We start from the raw sequence: 19,999 nt of genomic DNA, 5'->3' as shown, positions 1-19,999 counted from the left end.
GAAAGCCCGCTCGGCACTGCAAGCGGGCTCGCCACAGTTTTTCAGGAGGCCAGCGGCAGGAACCAGCGCTCCGCCAGCGCCTTGCCGATCAACCCGCGATGCACATCCACCACCGCCTGGGGACTTTGCGCCCTGGCCAGCTGCGAGTAGTAGCTCACCCGGCGTTGCTCGCGGATTTTCAGGTGCGCGGCGGTGTAGTTCTGCTTGGGCGTGTCAGCCGCCGGGTAATGGAAATGGGCGTACCACAAGGGGTAGCCACCCTGGTCGTTGACCGCGTATTCCTGGACAAAGTCCCGCCGGTCGCCACTGAGCTGGATACGCTCGCCCAGCAGCGCCATGTTCGCGCGCTTTTGTTCGATCAGGAATTCCAGGTTGCCGTGGGTGGGAGGTAATTCGAGGCACAGCTGAATGCGCAGCGCCAGGCCACGCTCATTCAAGCGCACCGCGGCCTGGCGCATGTCGCGCTCCAGCGTCTGGTCTGCGGGCGTACGGGCCTCGGCTGGTTGGGCCTGGATGGCCCGGTACAGTTCGTTGGCCAATTTGTCGTAGCGTACCGACTCATGTTGCAGCACCTCCTGGACCTCTTCCGGATGCCTGGAGATTTTCATGTATTGATCGCCGCGCTTGAGGTGTTCTTCGAGCATGGCCAGCAGCTTGCGGGCTTCACCCTTGACCAGGCTCAGGCTGCGGGGAGCCGGTGCGGCTGTCGGCAGTACCGATTCCTTGAACTCGATCCATTGTTCGCCTCGTTGCGCATAAGTACCCAGCACCTCGCCGGTGACTTCCGAGCGAACCTCGACGGTTTCCAGGGTACCCAGGGGTTTGACTTCGCCGATAAAGGTGCCTTTTTTGGGCGTGCGTATGACTTTTTTCTGCGGTCGGCCCACGGCCGTCGGGCTGCGCCGATTCGGGCGCCGGGGGGGCCGGGCAATCGGCTTGATTTCGCCGGCCAACTGCCTGGCCGCCTCCTGATACAGCTCCCTCACCAGCGTGACCAGCTTGGGGAAATAGTCGCCGTCGAGCTCATCGGCGTTGACGATGCCAACCCCCTGCAATGAGTCCAGGCCTCGCCCATAGTGCTCCACCAGGCTTTCCAGCACGTTGATGCGTTCCTCTGCCGACAGTTCCAGGTCGTTCAGGTCACTGTGGGTACGCAAGTGCTCCTGAAGCGGCTCGAGGATATCGATCAGCACACTCACCAAGGGATGATCAGGGTGTTTATGGGTCATCAGTTCATAGTTGCGCATCAGCAGGGCCTTGACGGCCAAGGCACTGATTTCCTGCGGGCGTTCCCAGGTCAGGCGCTTGTAGTATTCAGCCCCGGCGTCGCCGAGGCTGAACAGCTGGTCGAGATAGCGGTCACGCCGTTCGAGCCAATGGGCCGAGCGTTCATTGATGGCAGTCATTGCGCGGATGAACTCGCGGTAAGCCGCGAAGTCGGTCAGTACCGCTTCGGCCAGGCGTGCGCCCTTGACGGTAAAGCGACTGTTGTTGTGGTAAAGCGCTGTACGGTCTTTTTCGGCCACCACCACATGTTTGCGCGCGTTGTTGACGATATTTTCCAATAAGCTCGCCACCGACTGAGGCGGCAAGGCAATCCCCAGCGCGCTGCGCTCTTGCAGGCTGTCCAACTGTTGCTGGTAGGCCTGCGTCTGTTCCTGCAGCGCCGTATCGAAGCGTTGGCGACTGTCGGCCCGTTGCGTTTCGCTGAAGCGTGGGTCCTCGTCGGTTCTGGTCATCACCCCCAGGATAATGTCGATCCGACTCTGCTGGGCCGCCTGGCCCTGGATGAACTGTTCGAAGCTGAGCTTGAGTTCGCTGATGCGCTGCGCCTGGCGCTGGCGTTCGGCGGCAATCCGCTTGGGCGGCATGCCACCACGCAGGCGCAGCCGCATGTCGACCGACCAGGTCCCGTTGCTGTCGCTGCTCAAGTAGGGGCCGTGGTGCGTCGCGTCGCCAGGCATCACCACGCGGATATCGCCCTCCGGCTCCAGGACCACCTGCAGCCACTCGTCCTCCACCAGGGCATGCCAGGTGTTCTCCACCAGGTAGAGCCCGCGACGTGGCCCGTTCAATACCGGTTGGGGCAGGGGCGTCGGGCGAGGCGCGCGGAAGCTGGTCAGGCGGCTGCGCTGGATCGTGGTCAGACGCTGGCGTGCCTGGGTAAAACTCAAGTCCAGTAGAGTTTTGCCCGTCTGCGCTGGCGCGCCCGGCAGGATGACAGCGCCTTCACGGATCCTGGGCGGTGGCGGCAGCGGCCACTGCTCGGCGATCCACGGGGCCAGGGGCTCGGGCAATGCTTCGTCCTTGAGCCCTACCTCCAGCGCAGAGGGTGCGGCGATCACCACGGGAACGGCCTCAAGCAACAGCAAGCCGAGGTTGAGCAGCAGGTCGACGGTCGCCAGTTCTCGGGTTTGCGGGTCTTGGGAGGCCAGCGCCGGGATGTCCTGGTCCAGGCTGGCCATCAGGCCCCACAGCCAGCCGGTCAGCATGGCCGGCCCACGCAGCAGTGGCAGCAACAGGTTACCGAACAACAAGCTGCTGCCTTCGCGCAGCACCTGCCAGCGGCCTTCGCTGTTGGACACCGATTCACGATTGGCCTGTTCCACCAGGGCCCGCGCGTGGTCGCTGTACAAGTAGCTCATCAGGCGCCCGGTCACCCGGCATTGTTGCAGCTCGTCATTGATACCATCGACGGACAGCGTGGCCGGCACCGGTTTACTCAAGAGGGCGAATTCGTCGCCCTGGCCAAAGCGCAGCGAGTGGGGCTCGCGGAACCCGCCATTGGCGTAGATGGGCCGGGCTTTGTCACTCAGCCAGGTCAACACGCTGTCCTGCAAGGGGCCGCTCTCCGCGATGGCCTCGAACAGGGCCTCGCGGCTGGCAAATTCCTGGAGTGCCTCGGCATACAGCGGGCGGAACAACACATGGGGGCCGACGCGGATGTCTTCGGCCTCGATCAAGTACATCGCGGTGACCGTGTCCGGTTGGGCGTCGGGCGTCCGCAGCAGCGCCAGGTGGCGAATCACCACGGGCTGTTGGTCGACCCTGTGGTTGGCAGCATCAGGCTCCATCAATGCCGCTACCAGGCGCGCGCCCGTGGCGCTCAGGCCCGCTTGCTGCTTGAGGTTCAGCTCCAGGGCCAGCAAGGGCAACTGCACGGCCTGTTGTTCGGCGAACAGGGTTTCACGTTGGCGTGCCTCTGCGCTTTCGCCAAGCAGATGTGTTTCCAGCAGGCGCGGGTAGTACTGGCCGATGTCCGCGCGTGCCACCGGGCCGTCGGCACCCATCAGGTAGTCGGCGGTCAGCCAGGCCGGTAGTGGCAAGCCGAGCCGGTGGGTGAGGGTCACGCTGCCGCTGGGGCGGCTGGACACGTTGTCGATGGCCAGGTCGGTCAGGCTCATGCGTTCATGCCGGATGATCCCGGCGGTGCCCGGATAGCCGGCGGCGATGGCGAAACTCAGTTGCAGGTCATCGGGATGCAGGGCGGCGACCGAGGGCGGCGTGAGCGCCGACATGCCCAAGGTCACGGCATCCTGCTGCAAGGCTTGCAACAGCGCGTTGACGGTGTAGGTACGCAGGTCATCGATGTCGCTGAAGGCGTTACGCCCCGCCGCCCGCCGTTTGGCCCCGGCGAGCGCCAGGGTATAGCGCCTGTACGTGGCCTGGTCGTCGGAACTGGCGTCGCGCAGCCAGGTCGGCAGGTGCTGGCGCAAGCTGTCCAGGGTTCGCGCTGGGGCGGCCGGCGCATCGCGCAAAAAACGCCCCGGGTCGGTGATGTCGGCGTACAGCGCCTGCCAGGTGCTGAAGGGCTGGCCGGTGGGCAGGCGCAGGTTGCCCAGGTCTTCGAGTTGGCGATTGAGGATCATCGACGCTTGGTGCTCGAAGGGATCGCCGTCGGGCTCGTAGCGTTGAATCAAGATGTCATCGACCTGGTACCGGCGGCCCAATTGTTGGCCGTAGGCCTGGATCAGTGCGTCCATGCTCTCGAACGTCTCGATGGTGTGTTCCGGGCTGCACAACAGCACCGAAACCTTGCCGTTGAAGGCGCGGACCAGAGCCAACTGCGGCCCGATCAGGGTCACGCTGCGTTCGGCGGTTGTGAGGGTGGCTTCCAGGCTGTACGCAATCACGGCATTCGCCCCATGACGTGCGATGCGTGCCTCGCGGTCCGGCCTCTCGAGCAACTGCTCGAGGGTCTCCCTGGCGGGTGGGTCCAGACTGGCCTGGCTCAGGGCACTGATGCGCAGGGTGTCTTTCAATACGCCAGCCAGCCAGCGCCAGGGGCCGCTATCCCAGTATTCGGTCAGCGCATTTTGCAGGGCGATGGGCAGGATGCGTGGCAGTTCGTCGACCAGCGTCGCGATGACCTGCATATCGAGTTTTTCCCCGGTCACACCGGGCAACTTCAGGCGCTTGGGTGGCTCGTCCGAGAGGTACCAGGGCGAGCCGTTCACGTCGCTGAAGTCCAACGCCACACCACTGGCCAGGGCGTCGTGGACCACCTGCATAAAGGGCTGCAGCAGCCAGCCTCGGCGTTGTGGCCTGGCCAGGCGTGTGCGGCTCAGGTCCAGGCTCAGGCTGGGGTATCCGGCGCCGATGGCCGTGGCGAGTTGCTGGCGAATCACGCTGTCCAGTGTCGGTCGATCAGCGAAGCGAGCGCTGACGGCGTGGGCAATAGAATGAGGGGCTTGCATAAACATCCTTTTTGGCAAAGCGATGCCGTTCATGGCGGGATTTCAGCTGGGCAGCAGGCTTAGGAACAGGCGCTGATCCAGCGGTGCGGTGATCGGGTTGTACAGGTCGCGCACGATGCTTCGGTTGTCTGCCCCGGCCTGGGCGATCAGGTCCTTGAGGGTGACAAAGCGCTGTTCGGGACGCTTGAGATGCGCCGCCGTATAAGCGCCCGGTGGGCTGTCGGCCTGGCTGTAGTGAAAGTGGGCATACCACAGCACCGTGAGACGGTTCTTCTCGCGCACGGCGAACTCCGACACATAGTCCTTGGCGGCGGTGCGTTGCGGGCCGTGGACCAGGCCGATATCGATCGCGGCATGGGCTCGCAGGAACTCGATGTTTTCCTGGCGCGGGCGTTGAGCCTTGTAGCCCTCGATGCAATGCTGGCGGCCTTGGCTGCGCAACTCGTCGGCGCGCAGGCGCAGGCGCTCGCCGGTCTGGAGCACGTCCGGCTTGTCGGCCGTGTGGCTGGACAACTCGGCGGCGACGCTGTCGAGGCGCTCGGCCTGGTGCGCGAGCATGTCGTGCCAGTCACGCGGGTTGAGATCATCGCGACGCGTCGGGTCGCCGAGTTTCTTCTTCTGGAACTCGATGGAGCGCTCGATGGCCGGCACTTCTTCCAGCAACCGTTGCGCCTGGCTGCGCAGCGTGGACAGCGCGGGGGCCTGGGGTGGCTCGACGGGGCGGCTGGGCCTGGCCTCGATAATCTCCACCCACCCCTCGTTGGGGTGCTCCATGAAGCGCCCACTGACCTGCTGGGTAATGGGGTTGCGGGTCACGATGGTAGGGAAGGGCTGGTCACTTTGTGCCGGCTCCAGTTCACCGACCAAGGCGCCTTTGTCCCGTGACTTGAATACGCGTTTGGTTCTTGACGGGGATCGCACCGGTTTGAAGGCGCCCGGTTGCGGCGGCAGGAATTCATCTTCGCGCAGCAGCGCGGCCAGGTCGGCCTCGGCGCTGTCGCGCACGGTGTACAAGCGCTCGATCAACAGCGGCATATGCCGCGGGTGCACCAGGGGCGAGTCGAGCTCCAGCAGGCTCTGGTAAATCTGCAGGCGCCGGTTGTAATGCCTGACCAGGTTGGCCAGCACCTCCTTGCGCTCGGTCGTGGTGAAACCCTCGGTGGTCAGCAGGTCCAGGTGTGAGTCTTCCAGGGAGGACAGGGAGGATTGCAGGTGCTCATGGCGGGCCAGGAAATACTGCTCCTGGGGCGTTGTGGCCGGGATCGTCTGGTCGATGCTCAACTCGGTTAGTACATCCAGGGATTCCAGGGTGGCATTGAGGCGGTTGTAGAACCGGCGCTTGGGATGCCCGTTGAGGTAGTTCAGGCGCTGCGCCGCGCCGGTTTTCAAGCGTGTGGCCATCGCCTCCAGGGTGTCCTCGATGGCGATCATCGCCTGGGCATGGCGCTCGGACACGGCGAAGTTGGTTTCCAGCAGGTCTTTGACATAGCGGATTGCCTCCGCGTCCTGGGCGCGGCTTTGCAGGTCGATCAGCGACTCACCCTGCTCGGACACGAACGTCGCCAGGTACAGGGACGACAGCTGGCTGACACGAATTTCATCGGTGGCCAGGATCGACTGGTATTGCTCCACGCACAGCCCTTCGTAGTCAAAGCGGCTGTCCACCGCCTTCATCCGGGCGTAGGCCTCGATCAACGTGTGCCGTTGTTGCAGCAACTCGGCGGCGGCCACGTCGAAGCGCTCCTGAAATGCCTGGAAGCCGGCCCTGGCCCGAGAGCGCTGAGCGACGCTGGCCAAGTGCTCGGCCACCCGCGTCGGGTCGTCAGGTGCGCCGCGCAAGCGGTTGCGGGCCAGGCCCAAGGCATTGTGGGCCTGCTCGAACTTCAGGCGGGCGGCATCCAGCACCTGGTCGATAGGCTGCAGGCGTTTGATCAGGCTGCTGACCTCATCACTGATGCGATTGATTTCATCCGACACTTGGGTGCGCTGCTGGTCGATCTGCGCCAGCTTGGCCTTGAGCCGGTTTTTCGGCCCGCCACCGCGCAGTTTCAGGCCCAGGTCCAGGCCCCATTGGCCACGAGCATTGCGTGCCAGTGCAAACCCCGGATGTTGCGGTTTTTGCGGGTGGATCAGCGTCACTTCGCCGAATTCCGGCACGATGGCGACCCGAAACAGCAGGCCGGCCACGGAGGCATGCCATTGCTGGTCGATGCGGTACAGCCCTTTGAACATGCCGACTTCCAGCGGCTCGGGCGCCGGCACCGGCCATGGCACCCGCAGCTCGCGCAGGGCATCGAGCAGTCGTCGACGGCTGGCGTCGCGGGCGTTGGAGTGAATGAAGTCGACCAGGGTCCGGTCGCCGGCCGGCGGCTCCGCGGGCAGGCCCACCGGCCCCAGTTCCACCGGTGTGGTCGGGTGTGGCGCAAGGCCTGTGGGGCGCTGCAGGGCCGCGAGGGTGGCCGGCAAGGCGGGCTCCGAGGGTAACTCGATGGTCGGGTGTTGCCGGGTGCCCATGTGCAGCAGGATCAGGCCGATATTGAGCAGCACGTCGACCCAGGCCAGCTCGCGGGCGGCGGCATCGTCGCCTTGCAGGGCGGCCATATCGTGCTGGAGGCTGACCGCCAGTTGCACCATCCAGCCGGCGACCATCGCCGGCCCGCGCAGCAGCGGCATCAGCAGGGCGTTGAACAACAACCAGCCCCCTTCGAGCAACACCGCCCAACGGCTTTCGACATTGGACACCGAGTCGCGGTCCGCCAGGTCCACCAGCGCCCGGGCGTTGCTGCCGTAGAGATACTGGGTCAGGTTGCCGGTGGCCAGGCATTGGGCCAGGGAACCCTGGACCTCGTCGCTATTGGCGTCATGTGCCAACTGTGCGGGCGGCGGTGCTGGCCACTGCACCGTGTCGTCGCCCTGGCCGAAGCGCAGGATATGCGGGCTGCGGAAGCCATCGTGGCTGTAGATCGGCCGGGCCTTGTCGGTCATCCAGGCCAGCACGCTGTCTTGCAGTGAACCGGGTTGGGCGATGGCGTCGAACAGGGCCGCGCGGCTGGCGAATTGCTGCAACGCGTCCGAGTACAGCGGGCGGTAGAGAATGGACGGCCCGGCGTCGATGTCACGGGCTTCGATGATAAACATATTGCCGACGATATCCGGCACGGCAGCGGGCTTGCGGGCGAAGGCCAGCGGGCGCATCACGATGTCGAGGGTATCGACCACGCGCCCCGCCGTGCTGGCGTGCAGCACGGCCTTGACGTAGCGATAACCCAGGAAGCTGAAGCCCTGTTGCCCGCGAATCGCCAGTTCCAGGGCCTGGCGCGGCAGTTGCACCGTCAGCGCCTGGCCGAACAGCATCTCACGCCGGCGTACCTGTGGGGTGTCGCCCAGCAGCAGGCCGCGCAGCTGTTGCGGGTAGTGCCGGCCGATATCCACTTGGCGGATCAGGCCGGGCGTGCTGTGGAACAGGCCTTTTTCCCCGAGGATGTAGTCCTCGGTCAGCCAGGCCGGGAGGGCGGCCCCGGACGTGTCCTGCAAGGTCATGCGGCCGTGAGGCGCGGCGGCGAGGTTCTTGATGGCCAGCTCGGTCAGGCCCAGGGTCACCGGTGCCAGGTAGCCGCCGTGCAAGTCACCCACCGGGACGTGGAAGGTCAGCCGCAGGTTGTCCGGCTCCACGGTGGAGCCGGGGTGGTCGCGACGCATCTGCTCGCGCAGGGTGCGGGAGGCAAAGGCCGGCAGGCTCTCGACCCCGTCCAGGAACGACGCCCCGGCCTGTTGGCGCTGCAGGTGTGCCTGTTCCAACAGACCCTGGCGGTAGGCGAAGCGCTGCTGGGCATTGGCGGTCTGCAGCCAGGCGGGCAGCGCCGTCTGGATGGCGTCCTGATGTGTCGGGTCGGGCGCCGGCGCAGCGATGAAGGCTGAGCTGGGGTCCGTCGCCTGGGCAAATCGCTGCTCCAGACTGCGCACGCCGTCGCAGGCGGGCAGGGCGATGGCTTCGAGGTCGTCCAGTTGCTGGTTGAGCAACAGGGCGGCCTGGGTATCGAAGAGATTGCCATCGGGCTCGTAGCGCCTGACCACCACATTGTCGACCTGCAACCGCTGGCTCAGGCGCTGGCCCCAGGCTTGGGTGAAGGCCTCCAATGAAGCAAATGGCTCGACGCTGCCCGACGCCTGGCACAGCAAGGCCTGGTGGCCTTGTACCAACAGCAGGTCGGTGCTCAACAGGCGAGCTTCGCGTTCCTGCCGGGTCACACAGGCTTCCAGGCAGTAAGCATGCACAAAGCCGCCGGGCCCCGCCTGGCGTTCGCGCCGGTCAGGCTGGCGGGTCAGGCTGTCCAGCATGTCTCGCGGCGTACCGGCGGGCAGCAGACTTGCGCTGCTTTCGAGGGTATCCGCCAGCAGATCGCCGAGCCATTGCCAACGGCTGGTGCCCGTGTCGGCATCGCCGTTCCAATAGGTGGCCAGGGCTTGTTGAAAAGCGATGGGCAGGGTGAAGGCCAGGTCCAGGATCAGCCGTTCGATCACCGCCATGTCCGGCTCGCGCGGGCCGTTGGCCTCAAAGGTCAAGCGTGAGGGCGGGCGCTGGGACAGGAAGCAGCGGCGCTGGTCGACCGCCTGGGTCAGGTTCAGGACCGTGCCATTGCCCAAGTGTTCGAGGACCACATCGGTCAAGCGCCTGAGGTCCCAGCCGCGCCGTTGGTTGGGGGTGGCCAGCTTGAGGGTGGACAGATCCAGATGCAGCGATGGGAACTGTTCCTGCAGGCGTTCGTGCAGGTGCAGTTCGACCACCTGGCGCAACGTCGGGCGTGTGGCGAACTGCTGGGAGACCGCCAGGGCGGGGGTGTTGCTGCGGTGTGCGAACTGCAGGGGCCCCGTCGGCGGGGCGATTGAAGTGTCTGGCATAGGAGATTCCGTTCTGTGGGGAGTTCGCCCCCAGAATGGCAAGCGCCGGCCGCCGCGGTGCGGTAGCCCGCTATCGCGGCACGACGGCATCGCCGGATTGGCCTATCATCAGCGTTTTTTCCAGCGATGAATGACCCTGATGACTGCCGCCTCCCTGCTTACTGAACTCCAAACCAGCGACATGCTCGAAATCGATGGGCTGCATGCCTTTGATTTCACGCTCGACGATCAACAGCTGCTGATCAAGAGCATGGACGGTCGGGCCGAGAAACGCTGGACGTTCAGCCTGGCGCAAATAGAGGCTGCGACCTTTGATGACGCCTTGCAAAGCTGGACCCTCACCGGTGATTCGGGCGAGCACCGCCTGGTGTGCATGGCCGCCTTCACCGGCAACAATAACGACGAGGAAGACGAGCATGATGATGCGTAAATTCTGGCCGCTGCTGATGGCCGGCAGTGTGGGCGCGATGTCGGTGCAGGCTGCACCGGCTGACACTTATGAGTTGTTGGTGGGCAGCTACACCGCCGGCTCCAGCGAAGGCATTTATCGCCTGCAATTCGACAGCCGCACCGGTCAGTTCCAAGGCAAGCCGGTACTGGCCGCGAAGGCCGCCAACCCGTCGTGGCTGACGGTCTCAAAAGACCAGAAGCATCTGTTTGTGGTCAATGAGAACGGCCCTGGCCAGCAAGACCCGGTCGGTCGCGTGAGCAGCTACAGCATCGACCCGAAGAGTCATCAGCTCACCCTGATCAACCAGGTGCAGAGCCTGGGCAATGAGCCGACCCATTCCAGCGTCGCCGCGGATGGGCGTTACCTGTTCGTCGCCAATTATTCGGTGGTGGAAGATCCGGGTGGCAGTCTGGCGGTCCTGCCGGTGGACGCAGCCGGCAAACTGTCGGCGCCGGTGCAGTTGAGCGGGCACCCGGCCAGCCGCGTCAATCCCGAGCGCCAGGCCTCCAACCACGTGCATTCGGTGGTGTCGTCGCCGGATGGCAAGTACGTGTTTGTGCAGGACCTGGGCGCGGACAAGGTCTTCGCCTACCGTTACGACCCCAAGGCCAATCACGAACTGCCGCTGACCCCTGCCAACCCGGCATCGGTGCCCTTGCCACCGGGCAGCGGCCCGCGCCACCTGCTGTTCAGCGCCGATGGCAAGCATGCCTGGCTGACCACCGAGATGAGCGCCCAGGTCGCGGTGTTTGATTACGCCGACGGCACGCTCCGCCAGACCCAATTGGTCGACTACGCCGCCGGGCAACCGGTGTCCGACAAGGCCGGCGCCGCCGTGCATGCGTCCAGTGATGGCAAGTTCCTCTACGTGAGCAATCGCGGTACCGCCAACCAGATCATCGTATTTGGCGTGGACCCGGCCACCGCCCACCTCAAGGAGTTGCAGCGCCGCAGCGTCGAAGGCGACCACCCGAGGGAGTTCAGCCTCGATCCGAGCGGCAAGTTCCTGCTGATCGCCAACCAGAAGAGCAACGAAATCGTGGTGGTCGAGCGTGACCCCAAGACCGGCCTGCTGGGTAAAACCGTGCAGAAATTGCCGATCAATGCCCCCAGCGACCTCAAGTTCCTGGTGCGTCAATAAGCCACAGGCCCCGCAGTGCGGGGCCTGACCCTTAGTATTAATTGTATTAATAGCGGCTACTGTTTCAAAGCATTTCTAAGGTTCAACCCTCGGGCGTAAGTTGGGTTCCAAGGCCTTCCCCGGCCACCCAACCAAACGAATACAAGGGTTACCGACATGAACTTGAATCTCTTCTCCGTCATCGCCGCCTCCGCCGTTTCCGCCACCGTGGCCCTGCCTGCTGCCGCCAGCGTGGAAGTCAGCGGCACAAAATCCAGCACCAGTGCCTACACCCAGAAATACCTGCAACAAAGCGCCAACTTCTACGCCGCCCTGGATCACAAGACCCAGCAATGAGCGCTGATTGACCCTGCACACAAGCAGACGCCAAACCACTGGAACGTAAGCGCGCGTTCGAGTGGTTTGGCGTTTGTGTATCTGTCAAAGAAAAAAATGAGGTAGTGGCGTATTGCCATGCGTTTAAATTGACGCTTAAATATTGACGCCCTCTTTCATGGAATCGACAGCATGGCACTTCGACTCGCCGCACTTATCCTCGCCCTTTATTCCACCCCGATCCTGTCATCCGTGCAGTTGTCGGACGGCGAACCGGAGATCGCCCGCGAGCGGTTGTTGAGCCTGATCGAAGGCTAAGCCTTCGCCATCACGCCGATAAACAGGGGGGATTGCAGGAAGTCTTCCAACCAGCGTTGCAACGCTTTGTACGGCGTACCGGCAAACCATTCGCGGTCCACGTGGGCAAACTGCCGTATAAACGGCGCAAGCGCCATGTCCGCCAGGCTAGGGTGGTCGGCCAGCAGATAGGCGTGTTGGGCCAGCAACCCCTCAAGCTTCTGCAAGAACACCTCGCCTTCGGCTCGATAGTGTTCCATCGGCTGCTCGGGGTAGCGTTCGGCGTACTTGTATCGATTCAAGTGATGTTTGAACGTTGAGTCGTTCTCGGTGATCAGCTCAGGCACCGCCGGATTTCCCTGCAACAACCAGTCATCCGGGTCGTGCCGGGCCAAGGCCCACTGCATGATCGCCAGGCTTTCGTCGATCACTTCGCCATCCACCACCAGCACCGGCACCGTGCCCTTGGGCGACAGCGCCAGCATCTCGGCCGGCTTGGCCTTGAGGCTCACCTCGACAATACGCACCGCCACCCCCGAGTAGCGCAGCGCCAGGCGTGCGCGCATGGCATAGGGGCAGCGCCGGAACGAATACAGCAGCGCCTCGTTCACTTGACCTCCAGGGTGCTCAAGCCATTGCCCTGGCGCTTGACCTGGATCTGCACCGGGATGCGTTCGTGCATTTCCTGCACGTGGGAGATCACTGCCACTTTGCGCCCCTGGGCCTGCAACCCGTCGAGGGCGTCCATCGCCAATTGCAGGGACTCGGGGTCGAGGCTGCCGAAGCCTTCGTCGATAAACAGCGACTCGATCTTCAACGTGCTCGAGGCCATCGACGCCAGACCCAGCGCCAGCGCCAGGGACACCAGGAACGTCTCGCCGCCGGACAACGAGTGCACCGAGCGCAGTTCATCGCCCATTTCCGTGTCCATCACCAGCAGGCCCAACATGCTGCCGCCGCGCTTGAGGCGGTAGCGGCGCACCAGTTGGCGCAGCTGCACGTTGGCGTGGTGCACCAGCAGGTCGAGGTTGTAGGCCTGGGCGATCTTGCGGAAGGTGTCGCCGCTGGCTGAGCCGATCAGCGCGTTCAGGCGCGCCCAGCGTTGCCACTCTTCATAGGCCTTGGTGATTTGCTCGGCCAGGGCACTGTTGGCGTCCTGGCGACGCTGGTCTTCGGACTGGCGCGCGCGCAGTTCGGCGCAGTGTTTTTCGCCCTCGGCCAATTGTTGATTGAGCGCGGCCAGGGCGCCATCGAGTTGTTCGGCGTCCAGGTTGCCGTTGTGCAGGGCCTGGTGTTCGGCGAGGCGTTGTTCGCGCTCTTGCAGCAACACCTTGGCTTGCTCGACGGCTTTTTCGCTGCTGTGCAGATGCTGGCGCAGCGCGCTGATGTGCGCGTCATCGAAAGCCAGCAGACGCGCCAGGCCCTCGTCATCCAGTTCGGGGTGCAGGGCGCGCCATTCGTTGGTGCGGGCCTCGAGGGTGTGCTGTTCGGCTTCGAAGGATTGCTGGCGCTCCTGCTGGGCCTTGAGGTCGGCGGCCAGTTGGATCAGCTGGTTGCGGATGTCCTGCAACTGTAGGTTGGCGTCGGCCTCGCTCCGGCGTGACTGCACCACGGCCTGTTCCAGTTGCTGTTGCCAGTGTTCGGCGCTGGCGTGCTCGCCCAGCAAGGCACTGAGTTTTTCCTGGGCGGCCTGTTGCTGCGCTGCCAGTTCGGTAAATTGCTGGTTCAGGGCGTCGAGTTGCTGCTGGCGATGCAGCTGATGGGTGTGCTCTTTCTCGATGGCCTGCTGGCGTTCCTGCTGCTCGGCGAGCTCATCCTTCTGGTGACCCAGCTGTTCAAGGCGTTGGCTGACCTGCTGGTCCAACTGCATAAAGGTCGCGGCCGGGTCGCTGCGCAAGCCTTCCAGTGTGTCGGCGGGCAACAGGTGGGCAAAGGCGGTGAGTTCTTCGTCGAGACGTTCACGGTCGTTGGACAGCTCGCGCTGCTGGTCCACCAGCAATTGGCGCGCCTGCTGGCTCGCGTCCTGGGCGGCTTGCAGTTGCTGCTGCAAGCGCCCGGCGTTTTGCTGCAGGTTGAGCAGGGCGCCCTGGCGTTGTTCGTCCTGGGTGATGCTTTGGGTCAGTTGGCTGAGTTGCTGGGCCAACCAATGGCTGCGTTTGGCTTCGTCCTGGTTGAACAGCGAGGCCGCCAGCGGATGGGCGTCCAGGCTGGGTTTGAGCGCTTGCTGCTGGGTGGCCAGTTGCTCCTGTTGTTGCAGGAACTCCTTCTGTTGGGCAATCAAGCCACCGACTTCGCCGCGCAACTCGGTGAGTTTTTCCTTGAGGGTATCAACGGTATTCTGCGCCGTTGCTTCTTCTTGGTCGTCGTGGCGGCCAAGGCTTTGCAGCAGTGCTTCGGGCTGGTGATACGGATGCTCGTGGCTGCCGCACACCGGGCAGGGCTGGCCGTCCTGCAATTGCTCGCGCAGTTCCTCGACGCTGGCGCTGCGCGCCAGGCGCTGGCGTTCCAGCACCTGCTTGGTCACCGCCAGGGTCTGTTCGGCGACGGTAAGTTCGGCTTTGGTTTGCAGGCCGGTCTGGTTCAGTTGTTCGCGCTGCTGCGCGGCATCGACGAGCTTTTGCGCGACGGCAGCGGCTTGCTGGTCCAACTGCTGCTGGCTGTCCCACAGACGAGTCAGGTCTTCGAAGGCGCGTTGCTGCTTGCGATTGTCTTGCAGCAGGCTGGCCAGCAGTTGGACCTGCTCGGCCACGGCGTGCGGCTCGGCACCGGCTTCCTGGTACAGCAGGTCCAGCGCGTCACGTTGTTGGGCGAACTTTTCCGCGGCGGTCGTGGCGCGCTGTTCCAGTTGCGGCAGTTCGGCCTGGCCTTTCTTCAGGCGATTACCGATCAGCATCAGTTGTTGCAGGCGATCGCGGTAGGCGTTCCAAGCCTCGCTGAGCGGGGCGAGGGCGCTGCTGCGTTCAAGTTCGGCGGCCAGGCGTTGCAGGCGTTCGGCAACGTGGGTGTGCTTGGCCTGTAAGCCTTGGAGCAGCGTCTGGCCTTCGGCGCAGGCGGCTTCGTGTTGCTGCTTATCCTCGCTGCGCTTGGCCAGGTCCTTGTTCAAGTGGGTGAGGGTGTTCTGTTCGGCGAAGGCCTGGTGCAGCAGCGGGGCGGCGTCGGTCTGTTGCTTCACGGCCTCGGCCAACGCGGCTTGGGCTGAGGCCTGCTGTTGCAGGGCCTGTTCCTGGCGAGTCTGCAACTCGGCCTGTTGCTCGATATGCGCCTGAATTTGCGTAGCCAGCGGCGTGAGCAAGGTGTCGAGTTCTGCCTGGCGCGCAAACTGATGTCGTTGCGGCGCCAGTTGGTCCAGGCGGCTCAGGTCTTGGCGCTGTGCACCCTGGCTGTCCCACTCCGCTTGCGCGCGCTGCAACTGTTCGGTGGCACTGCGCTGGCGGTCCTGCCATTCGCGCAATTCCTTGAGCCAGGTGTGCTGCAACTCCAATTGCTTGAGTTGGGCCTGTTGGGTCTTGAGCTGTTGCTGGGCCGCGTCGAATTGCTCGTCCAGTTCGGCGCGCGCTTCAGGGGCCAGAGGCACCACGCCGGTGGCCTGGTCCTGCAAGTGTCTGTGCGCGTCCTTGGCGTCCTTGGCCTTGTCGAACGCACGGCGGCCGAGCTGGGTGTACAGCGCGGTGTCGGTGAGCTTTTCCAGCAGTTCGCTGCGTTCGTTGTCATTGGCCTTGAGGAAGGCGCTGAACTCACTCTGTGCCAGCAGCACGGCGCGGGTGAACTGCTCGAAGTTCAGGCCCAGGGCCAATTCCAGCTGGGTCTTGTATTCGGTCTTCTGGCTGGCCAGCAGTTGGTCGCTGTCCAGGTCGATCAGGCTTTGCCGACTGTTCTGCAGCTTGCCGCTGGCCTTGTCGCGGGCGCGATTGGCTTCCCAGCGCGCACGGTAGCGACGGCCGCTGACGCCGACAAAGTCCACCTCGGCATAACCGCCACCGGTGCCGCGACGGATCAGGGTGCGTGGGTCGCCGATGGAAATATCGCTGTCGGCATCCGGCATCTTGGCCTGGCCGGTATCGCCCAGACGTGGCACGGCGCCAAACAGCGCCAGGCACAGGGCATCCAGCAGGGTACTTTTACCGGCCCCGGTCGGCCCGGTGATGGCGAACAGTCCGGCGCTGGCCAGGGGCTCTGCGGTAAAGTCGATCTCGAACGGCCCGGCCAGGGACGCGAGGTTTTTCAGGCGGATGGCGAGGATCTTCATGGCTGTTCACCTGCCTGTTGCACTTCCTGGAGCAGCACGGCGAAATCCTTCAAGGTCTGTTCATCCACTTCACTGCCGTAGCTGTCCTGCCAGGCGCGGCTGAACAACTCCTGGGGCGTGAGCTGGTCGAGTTCGATCAGGCGCTCATCATCGGTGGTATCGCTGCCACGTTTGCCGGCGTACTCGGCAGCGATGCGCACCAGGCGCACGGCCTTGCCTTGCAGGGCGGTTTCGATCTGTTGGCGCAGGTCCGGTTGCGGCTCGTCGAGGCGCACGCGCACTTCCAGCCAGGGGTGGCGCTGGGTTTCGGCGAGCAGGTCGATATCGGGCAAGTCCGCCAGGGCCTTGAGGATGTCGGCCAGGGGCGCGGCTTCCAGGCGTTGCAGGTTGACCGAACGGGGAATCAGCAGCGGTTCGACGCTGACCAATCGTTCGCCCTGGAACGTCACGTCGAGAATCTGGTGCTTATAGCCAATTTCGGAAAACGACAGCGGAATCGGCGAACCGCTGTAGCGAATGCGCTCCTCGCCATTGACCTTTTGCGGCTTGTGCAAATGGCCGAGGGCAACATAGCTGATACTTTTGTCGAACAGTTTGGCCGGCAGCGCCTCGGCATTGCCGATGATCAGGCTGCGCTCGGAGTCTTCCGACACCGAGCCACCGGCCATGTGCGCATGGCTGATGGCAATCAGCGCCTGGCCTTTTTTACGCTTGGCGTTAGCCGCGGCGATCAACCATTCATGGACCTGGCCGATGCCGTGCAGGTAATCATCGCCCAGGTGCGCACCGGTAACTTCCGCCGGGCGCAGGAACGGCAGCGCCAGGCACCACGCGGCGACCTTGCCCTTGGCATCCGGCAGGGGAATCAGCAGGCGTTCGGCGTCCAGCTGGCCGTCGTCCAGCCATAGCACGCGGCCCAGCGCATGAGTGCGCAGGCGCCGCATCAACGGCGCGGGCAGTTCGATCCGCGAGCCGGAGTCGTGGTTGCCGGCAATCATCACAATGGTCAGTTTCGGGTTTTGTTCGTGGGCGCTGATGATGAAGTCATACAGCCGCTCCTGGGCCTTGAGCGGCGGGTTGACGGTGTCGAAAATGTCGCCGGCGATCAACAGTACGTCGGGTTGCTGGGCCGCTATCTGGCGCAGCAGCCACTCGAGGAAGCAGGCGTGTTCGAAGTCGCGTTCCTGGCCGTGGAGGTTTTGGCCCAGGTGCCAGTCGGAGGTGTGAAACAGACGCAAGGCGAACTCCGTAGAGGAAAAGAGGATGAATGGCCGCCGAAACTAAAGAGTGGCGATAAAAGCAGGAGAGTTTACCTGTAAATACCGCGTTACCCATCGGGCTTGGAACTGACGGCTGACAAGGATGCACTTAAAACAGGTCCCCATCTGAACGGGGCCCCTATGAACTGTATGAAGGCCGTACTGCATATGAGTGTAAATTTCCCCGGTGGCAATCACTTTCTTTACTCAAACACCATACCTGTTACAGCTGGAAAGAGGCCGCAAACAAAAACTGAGCCACAGGCAACACCAGAGCAGTCCAGGCGCTGGCTTGAAGATCTGACCTCGGAAAAGGGCGATTCAAAAATGGCGAATGCGGGAGGTCATAACGCGCTTTCGATGCTCAAATGGATGACCTCGGTGCAAGGCAAATAAGGCCAATGCTGGTGCGTTCACCGGCGCAGGCAAGGTTCAAGTCCAGCGCATCGGAATGCGAGCTTGCTGCTCCAGACGAAGCAGATCCACTGTGGGAGGAGGCTTGCCCCCTCCCACAGTATTGGATCAGCGCAACCAGTTAGTCCGCGCCAACTCGATCACCTCATCGCCGCGCCCACTCATCACTGCCTTGAGCATGTACAGGCTGAAGCCCTTGGCCTGTTCCAGCTTGATGCTCGGCGGCATCACCAGTTCCTGGGTGGCCGTCACCACATCCACCAGCACCGGGCCATCATGGGCCAGGGCGCGGCGCAGGGCCGGTTCCAGGTCTTCGGATTGCTCCACGCGAATGCCGAGGATGCCCATGGCGTTGGACATGGCGGCGAAGTCCGGGTTTTTCAGCTCGGTACCGGCATCCAGATAGCCCGCAGCCTTCATTTCCATGGCGACAAAACCCAGGGACGAGTTATCGAACACGATCACTTTTACGGGCAAGTTCAACTGCGCCAGTGAAATGAAATCCCCCATCAGCATGGCAAAGCCGCCGTCGCCGGACATCGAGATCACCTGGCGCCCAGGGAAGGCCGCCTGCGCGCCAATCGCCTGGGGCATGGCATTGGCCATGGAGCCGTGGTTGAACGAGCCGATCAGGCGACGCTTGCCATTCATTTTCAGGTAGCGCGCGGCCCACACGGTCGGCGAGCCCACGTCTGCGGTGAAGATTGCATCGTCGTCCGCCAGTTCGCTGAGCACACGCGCCACGTATTGCGGGTGGATCGGCCGGTTGGCCTTTGACGGTTGCGCCAGGTCGTCCAGGCCCTGACGGGCTTTTTCGTAGTGCTTCAGCGAGGTATCGAGGAAGCTGCGGTCGGTCTTGCGGGTCAGGCGCGGCAGCAGCGCGCCGAGGGTCTCGCTCACATCGGCAGCGATGCCCAGGTCCAGCGTGGCGCGACGGCCCAGGGCCTGCGGGTTGCGGTCGACCTGGATGATTTTGGCGTCGGTAGGGTAGAACTGGCGGTACGGAAAGTCAGTGCCGAGCATGATCAGCGTGTCGCAGTCGAGCATGGCGTGGTAACCGGAGCTGAAGCCGATCAGGCCGGTCATGCCCACGTCGAATGGGTTATCCCACTCCACATGCTCCTTGCCGCGCAGGGCGTGCACCACCGGCGCCCCCAGCGTGTCGGCCAGGGCCACCACTTGATCGTGGGCACCGGCGCAGCCACTGCCGCAGAGCAGGGTGACTTTCTCGCTGCTTTCAAGGATCTCGGTCAGGCGCAGCAGGTCCTGTTCCGCCGGCAGGGTGCGCGGTGCGTGCAGGGCCGGCCAGGGCTTGAGCTTGTCTTCCACCTCCAGCAACGACACGTCCCCCGGAATCACCACCACCGCCACGCCGCGATTGAGGATCGCCGAACGCATGGCACGGTGCAGCACGTGGGGCATCTGCTCGGGGTTGGTGACCAGTTCGATAAAGTGGCTGCATTCCTTGAACAGTTCCTGGGGATGGGTCTCCTGGAAGTAGTTCAGGCCGATCTCGGAGGAGGGGATTTGTGCGGCAATCGCCAGCACCGGGACATGGTTGCGATGGCAGTCGAACAGGCCATTGATCAAGTGCAGATTGCCCGGTCCGCAACTGCCGGCGCATACGGTCAGTTCACCCGTGGCCGCCGCTTCGGCACCGGCAGCGAATGCGGCGACTTCTTCGTGGCGCACGTGCATCCACTCGATGCTGTCCATGGTGCGCAGGGCATCGGTGAGGCCGTTGAGGCTGTCGCCGGTCAGGCCCCAGATACGCTTGATGCCCGCTTGTTCAAGGGTGGTCGCCAATTGCTGGGCCAGGTTGATTTTCGCCATGAAGAACTCCAATCGTCAGTGAGGTTAAAAGCGGCTGATCAATAGGGGACAGTTCGATCACGGCGAATGCTCCGCCTTTAATGTGAAGATTGCGTCATGGCGACGCGGTATTGCCGGGTGCGCCGGGGGATAAACCATTGGTCGCGCACCAGCGCCAGCCAGGGGGGCGCCCCAGCGGTCAGTGCAGGGAAAGGAACTGGCTGAGCAAGTAGCCGTGCGCCTCGTGGATCTGCGATGCGAAGCGAGCCGCCCTTGATCTTGCTTTAGATCTTGATCTCAGGCGGCCCCCCCCAAAAATCGCTGTCGGATTACGGGCACACCGAGCCTGGGCGAGGTGCCGAGTGGTGGGGCGAAGCGTTTTTGGTTACTTTTGGCGCGCTTCTTCCAAAAGTGACCCGCTGTAAGAGCGGAACCCTAAGTGGCCGTTACCGCAGCAACGGATATGTA

General features: G+C 63.7%; 11 protein-coding genes. 5 read left to right on the top strand and 6 right to left on the bottom strand.

Translation table 11 applies throughout. The features are described from left to right. Positions 1-41: 41 nt before the first annotated feature. Both ACHPFG_RS17905 and ACHPFG_RS17900 read right to left on the bottom strand, forming a co-directional pair. A complete protein-coding gene (locus tag ACHPFG_RS17905) occupies positions 42-4,697 on the bottom strand; it encodes a hypothetical protein (protein ID WP_431700015.1) in 4,656 nt (1,551 codons plus the stop codon). A 42-nt stretch (positions 4,698-4,739) separates the two neighbouring features. Beyond that, entirely contained in the window at positions 4,740-9,596 is a 4,857-nt protein-coding gene (locus ACHPFG_RS17900; RefSeq protein ID WP_431700014.1) for a hypothetical protein, read from the bottom strand. 139 nt (positions 9,597-9,735) lie between these two features. On the opposite strand from ACHPFG_RS17900, the gene ACHPFG_RS17895 reads away from it, so the two are divergent. The 4 genes from ACHPFG_RS17895 (at position 9,736) to ACHPFG_RS17880 (ending at position 11,821) form a co-directional block, all read left to right on the top strand. Then, positions 9,736-10,026 carry a DUF5629 family protein gene (locus ACHPFG_RS17895; RefSeq protein ID WP_131700572.1) on the top strand — a complete coding sequence of 97 codons (291 nt, stop codon included), beginning with the start codon at positions 9,736-9,738 and terminating at the stop codon, positions 10,024-10,026. Further along, positions 10,013-11,188 (top strand): lactonase family protein, encoded by a 1,176-nt coding sequence (locus tag ACHPFG_RS17890; protein ID WP_431700013.1) that lies wholly within the window; start codon positions 10,013-10,015, stop codon positions 11,186-11,188. The genes ACHPFG_RS17895 and ACHPFG_RS17890 overlap by 14 nt, the downstream gene beginning before the upstream one ends. 156 nt (positions 11,189-11,344) lie before the next feature. Continuing rightward, positions 11,345-11,524, top strand: a complete 180-nt coding sequence (locus ACHPFG_RS17885) for a hypothetical protein (RefSeq protein ID WP_131700574.1) — start codon at positions 11,345-11,347, stop codon at positions 11,522-11,524. A 171-nt stretch (positions 11,525-11,695) separates the two neighbouring features. Continuing rightward, entirely contained in the window at positions 11,696-11,821 is a 126-nt protein-coding gene (locus tag ACHPFG_RS17880; protein ID WP_259242710.1) for a hypothetical protein, read from the top strand. Here ACHPFG_RS17880 and ACHPFG_RS17875 read toward each other — a convergent pair. From ACHPFG_RS17875 to ACHPFG_RS17865, 3 genes are read right to left on the bottom strand one after another with little or no spacing between them, the layout of a single operon-like run. Then, the gene (locus tag ACHPFG_RS17875; RefSeq protein ID WP_431700012.1) at positions 11,818-12,411 is read right to left on the bottom strand and encodes a glutathione S-transferase; all 594 of its coding nucleotides are present in this window, start codon (positions 12,409-12,411) and stop codon (positions 11,818-11,820) included. The two genes, ACHPFG_RS17880 and ACHPFG_RS17875, sit on opposite strands and share 4 nt — an antisense overlap. Further along, positions 12,408-16,046: an AAA family ATPase gene (locus ACHPFG_RS17870; RefSeq protein ID WP_431700011.1), complete on the bottom strand. Its 3,639-nt coding sequence runs from the start codon at positions 16,044-16,046 to the stop codon at positions 12,408-12,410. Before ACHPFG_RS17870 ends, ACHPFG_RS17875 begins: the two co-directional genes overlap by 4 nt. Further along, positions 16,043-17,284 (bottom strand): exonuclease SbcCD subunit D C-terminal domain-containing protein, encoded by a 1,242-nt coding sequence (locus ACHPFG_RS17865; RefSeq protein WP_431700010.1) that lies wholly within the window; start codon positions 17,282-17,284, stop codon positions 16,043-16,045. The genes ACHPFG_RS17870 and ACHPFG_RS17865 overlap by 4 nt, the downstream gene beginning before the upstream one ends. Before the next feature lie 171 nt (positions 17,285-17,455). Between ACHPFG_RS17865 and ACHPFG_RS17860 the strand changes: the two genes are divergently transcribed. Continuing rightward, positions 17,456-17,701 (top strand): hypothetical protein, encoded by a 246-nt coding sequence (locus ACHPFG_RS17860; protein WP_431700009.1) that lies wholly within the window; start codon positions 17,456-17,458, stop codon positions 17,699-17,701. Between the two features lie 126 nt (positions 17,702-17,827). Here the strand turns inward: ACHPFG_RS17860 and poxB are convergent, their stop codons facing one another. After that, a complete protein-coding gene (gene poxB / locus ACHPFG_RS17855; protein WP_431700008.1) occupies positions 17,828-19,552 on the bottom strand; it encodes a ubiquinone-dependent pyruvate dehydrogenase in 1,725 nt (574 codons plus the stop codon). Positions 19,553-19,999: the final 447 nt, after the last annotated feature.

Origin of the sequence: Pseudomonas sp. BR20 (assembly GCF_050780135.1) — a bacterium.
Taxonomy (GTDB): Bacteria; Pseudomonadota; Gammaproteobacteria; order Pseudomonadales; family Pseudomonadaceae; genus Aquipseudomonas.
The sequence above is the reverse complement of the archived record's forward strand: the minus strand, read 5'-3'. Positions and strand labels throughout refer to the sequence as shown.

Coding starts and splice junctions, on each gene's coding strand:
- ACHPFG_RS17905 (WP_431700015.1), bottom strand. CDS start 4,697: ATGCAAGCCCCTCATTCTATTGCCCACGCCGTCAGCGCTCGCTTCGCT.
- ACHPFG_RS17900 (WP_431700014.1), bottom strand. CDS start 9,596: ATGCCAGACACTTCAATCGCCCCGCCGACGGGGCCCCTGCAGTTCGCA.
- ACHPFG_RS17895 (WP_131700572.1), top strand. CDS start 9,736: ATGACTGCCGCCTCCCTGCTTACTGAACTCCAAACCAGCGACATGCTC.
- ACHPFG_RS17890 (WP_431700013.1), top strand. CDS start 10,013: ATGATGATGCGTAAATTCTGGCCGCTGCTGATGGCCGGCAGTGTGGGC.
- ACHPFG_RS17885 (WP_131700574.1), top strand. CDS start 11,345: ATGAACTTGAATCTCTTCTCCGTCATCGCCGCCTCCGCCGTTTCCGCC.
- ACHPFG_RS17880 (WP_259242710.1), top strand. CDS start 11,696: ATGGCACTTCGACTCGCCGCACTTATCCTCGCCCTTTATTCCACCCCG.
- ACHPFG_RS17870 (WP_431700011.1), bottom strand. CDS start 16,046: ATGAAGATCCTCGCCATCCGCCTGAAAAACCTCGCGTCCCTGGCCGGG.
- ACHPFG_RS17860 (WP_431700009.1), top strand. CDS start 17,456: ATGAAGGCCGTACTGCATATGAGTGTAAATTTCCCCGGTGGCAATCAC.
- poxB (WP_431700008.1), bottom strand. CDS start 19,552: ATGGCGAAAATCAACCTGGCCCAGCAATTGGCGACCACCCTTGAACAA.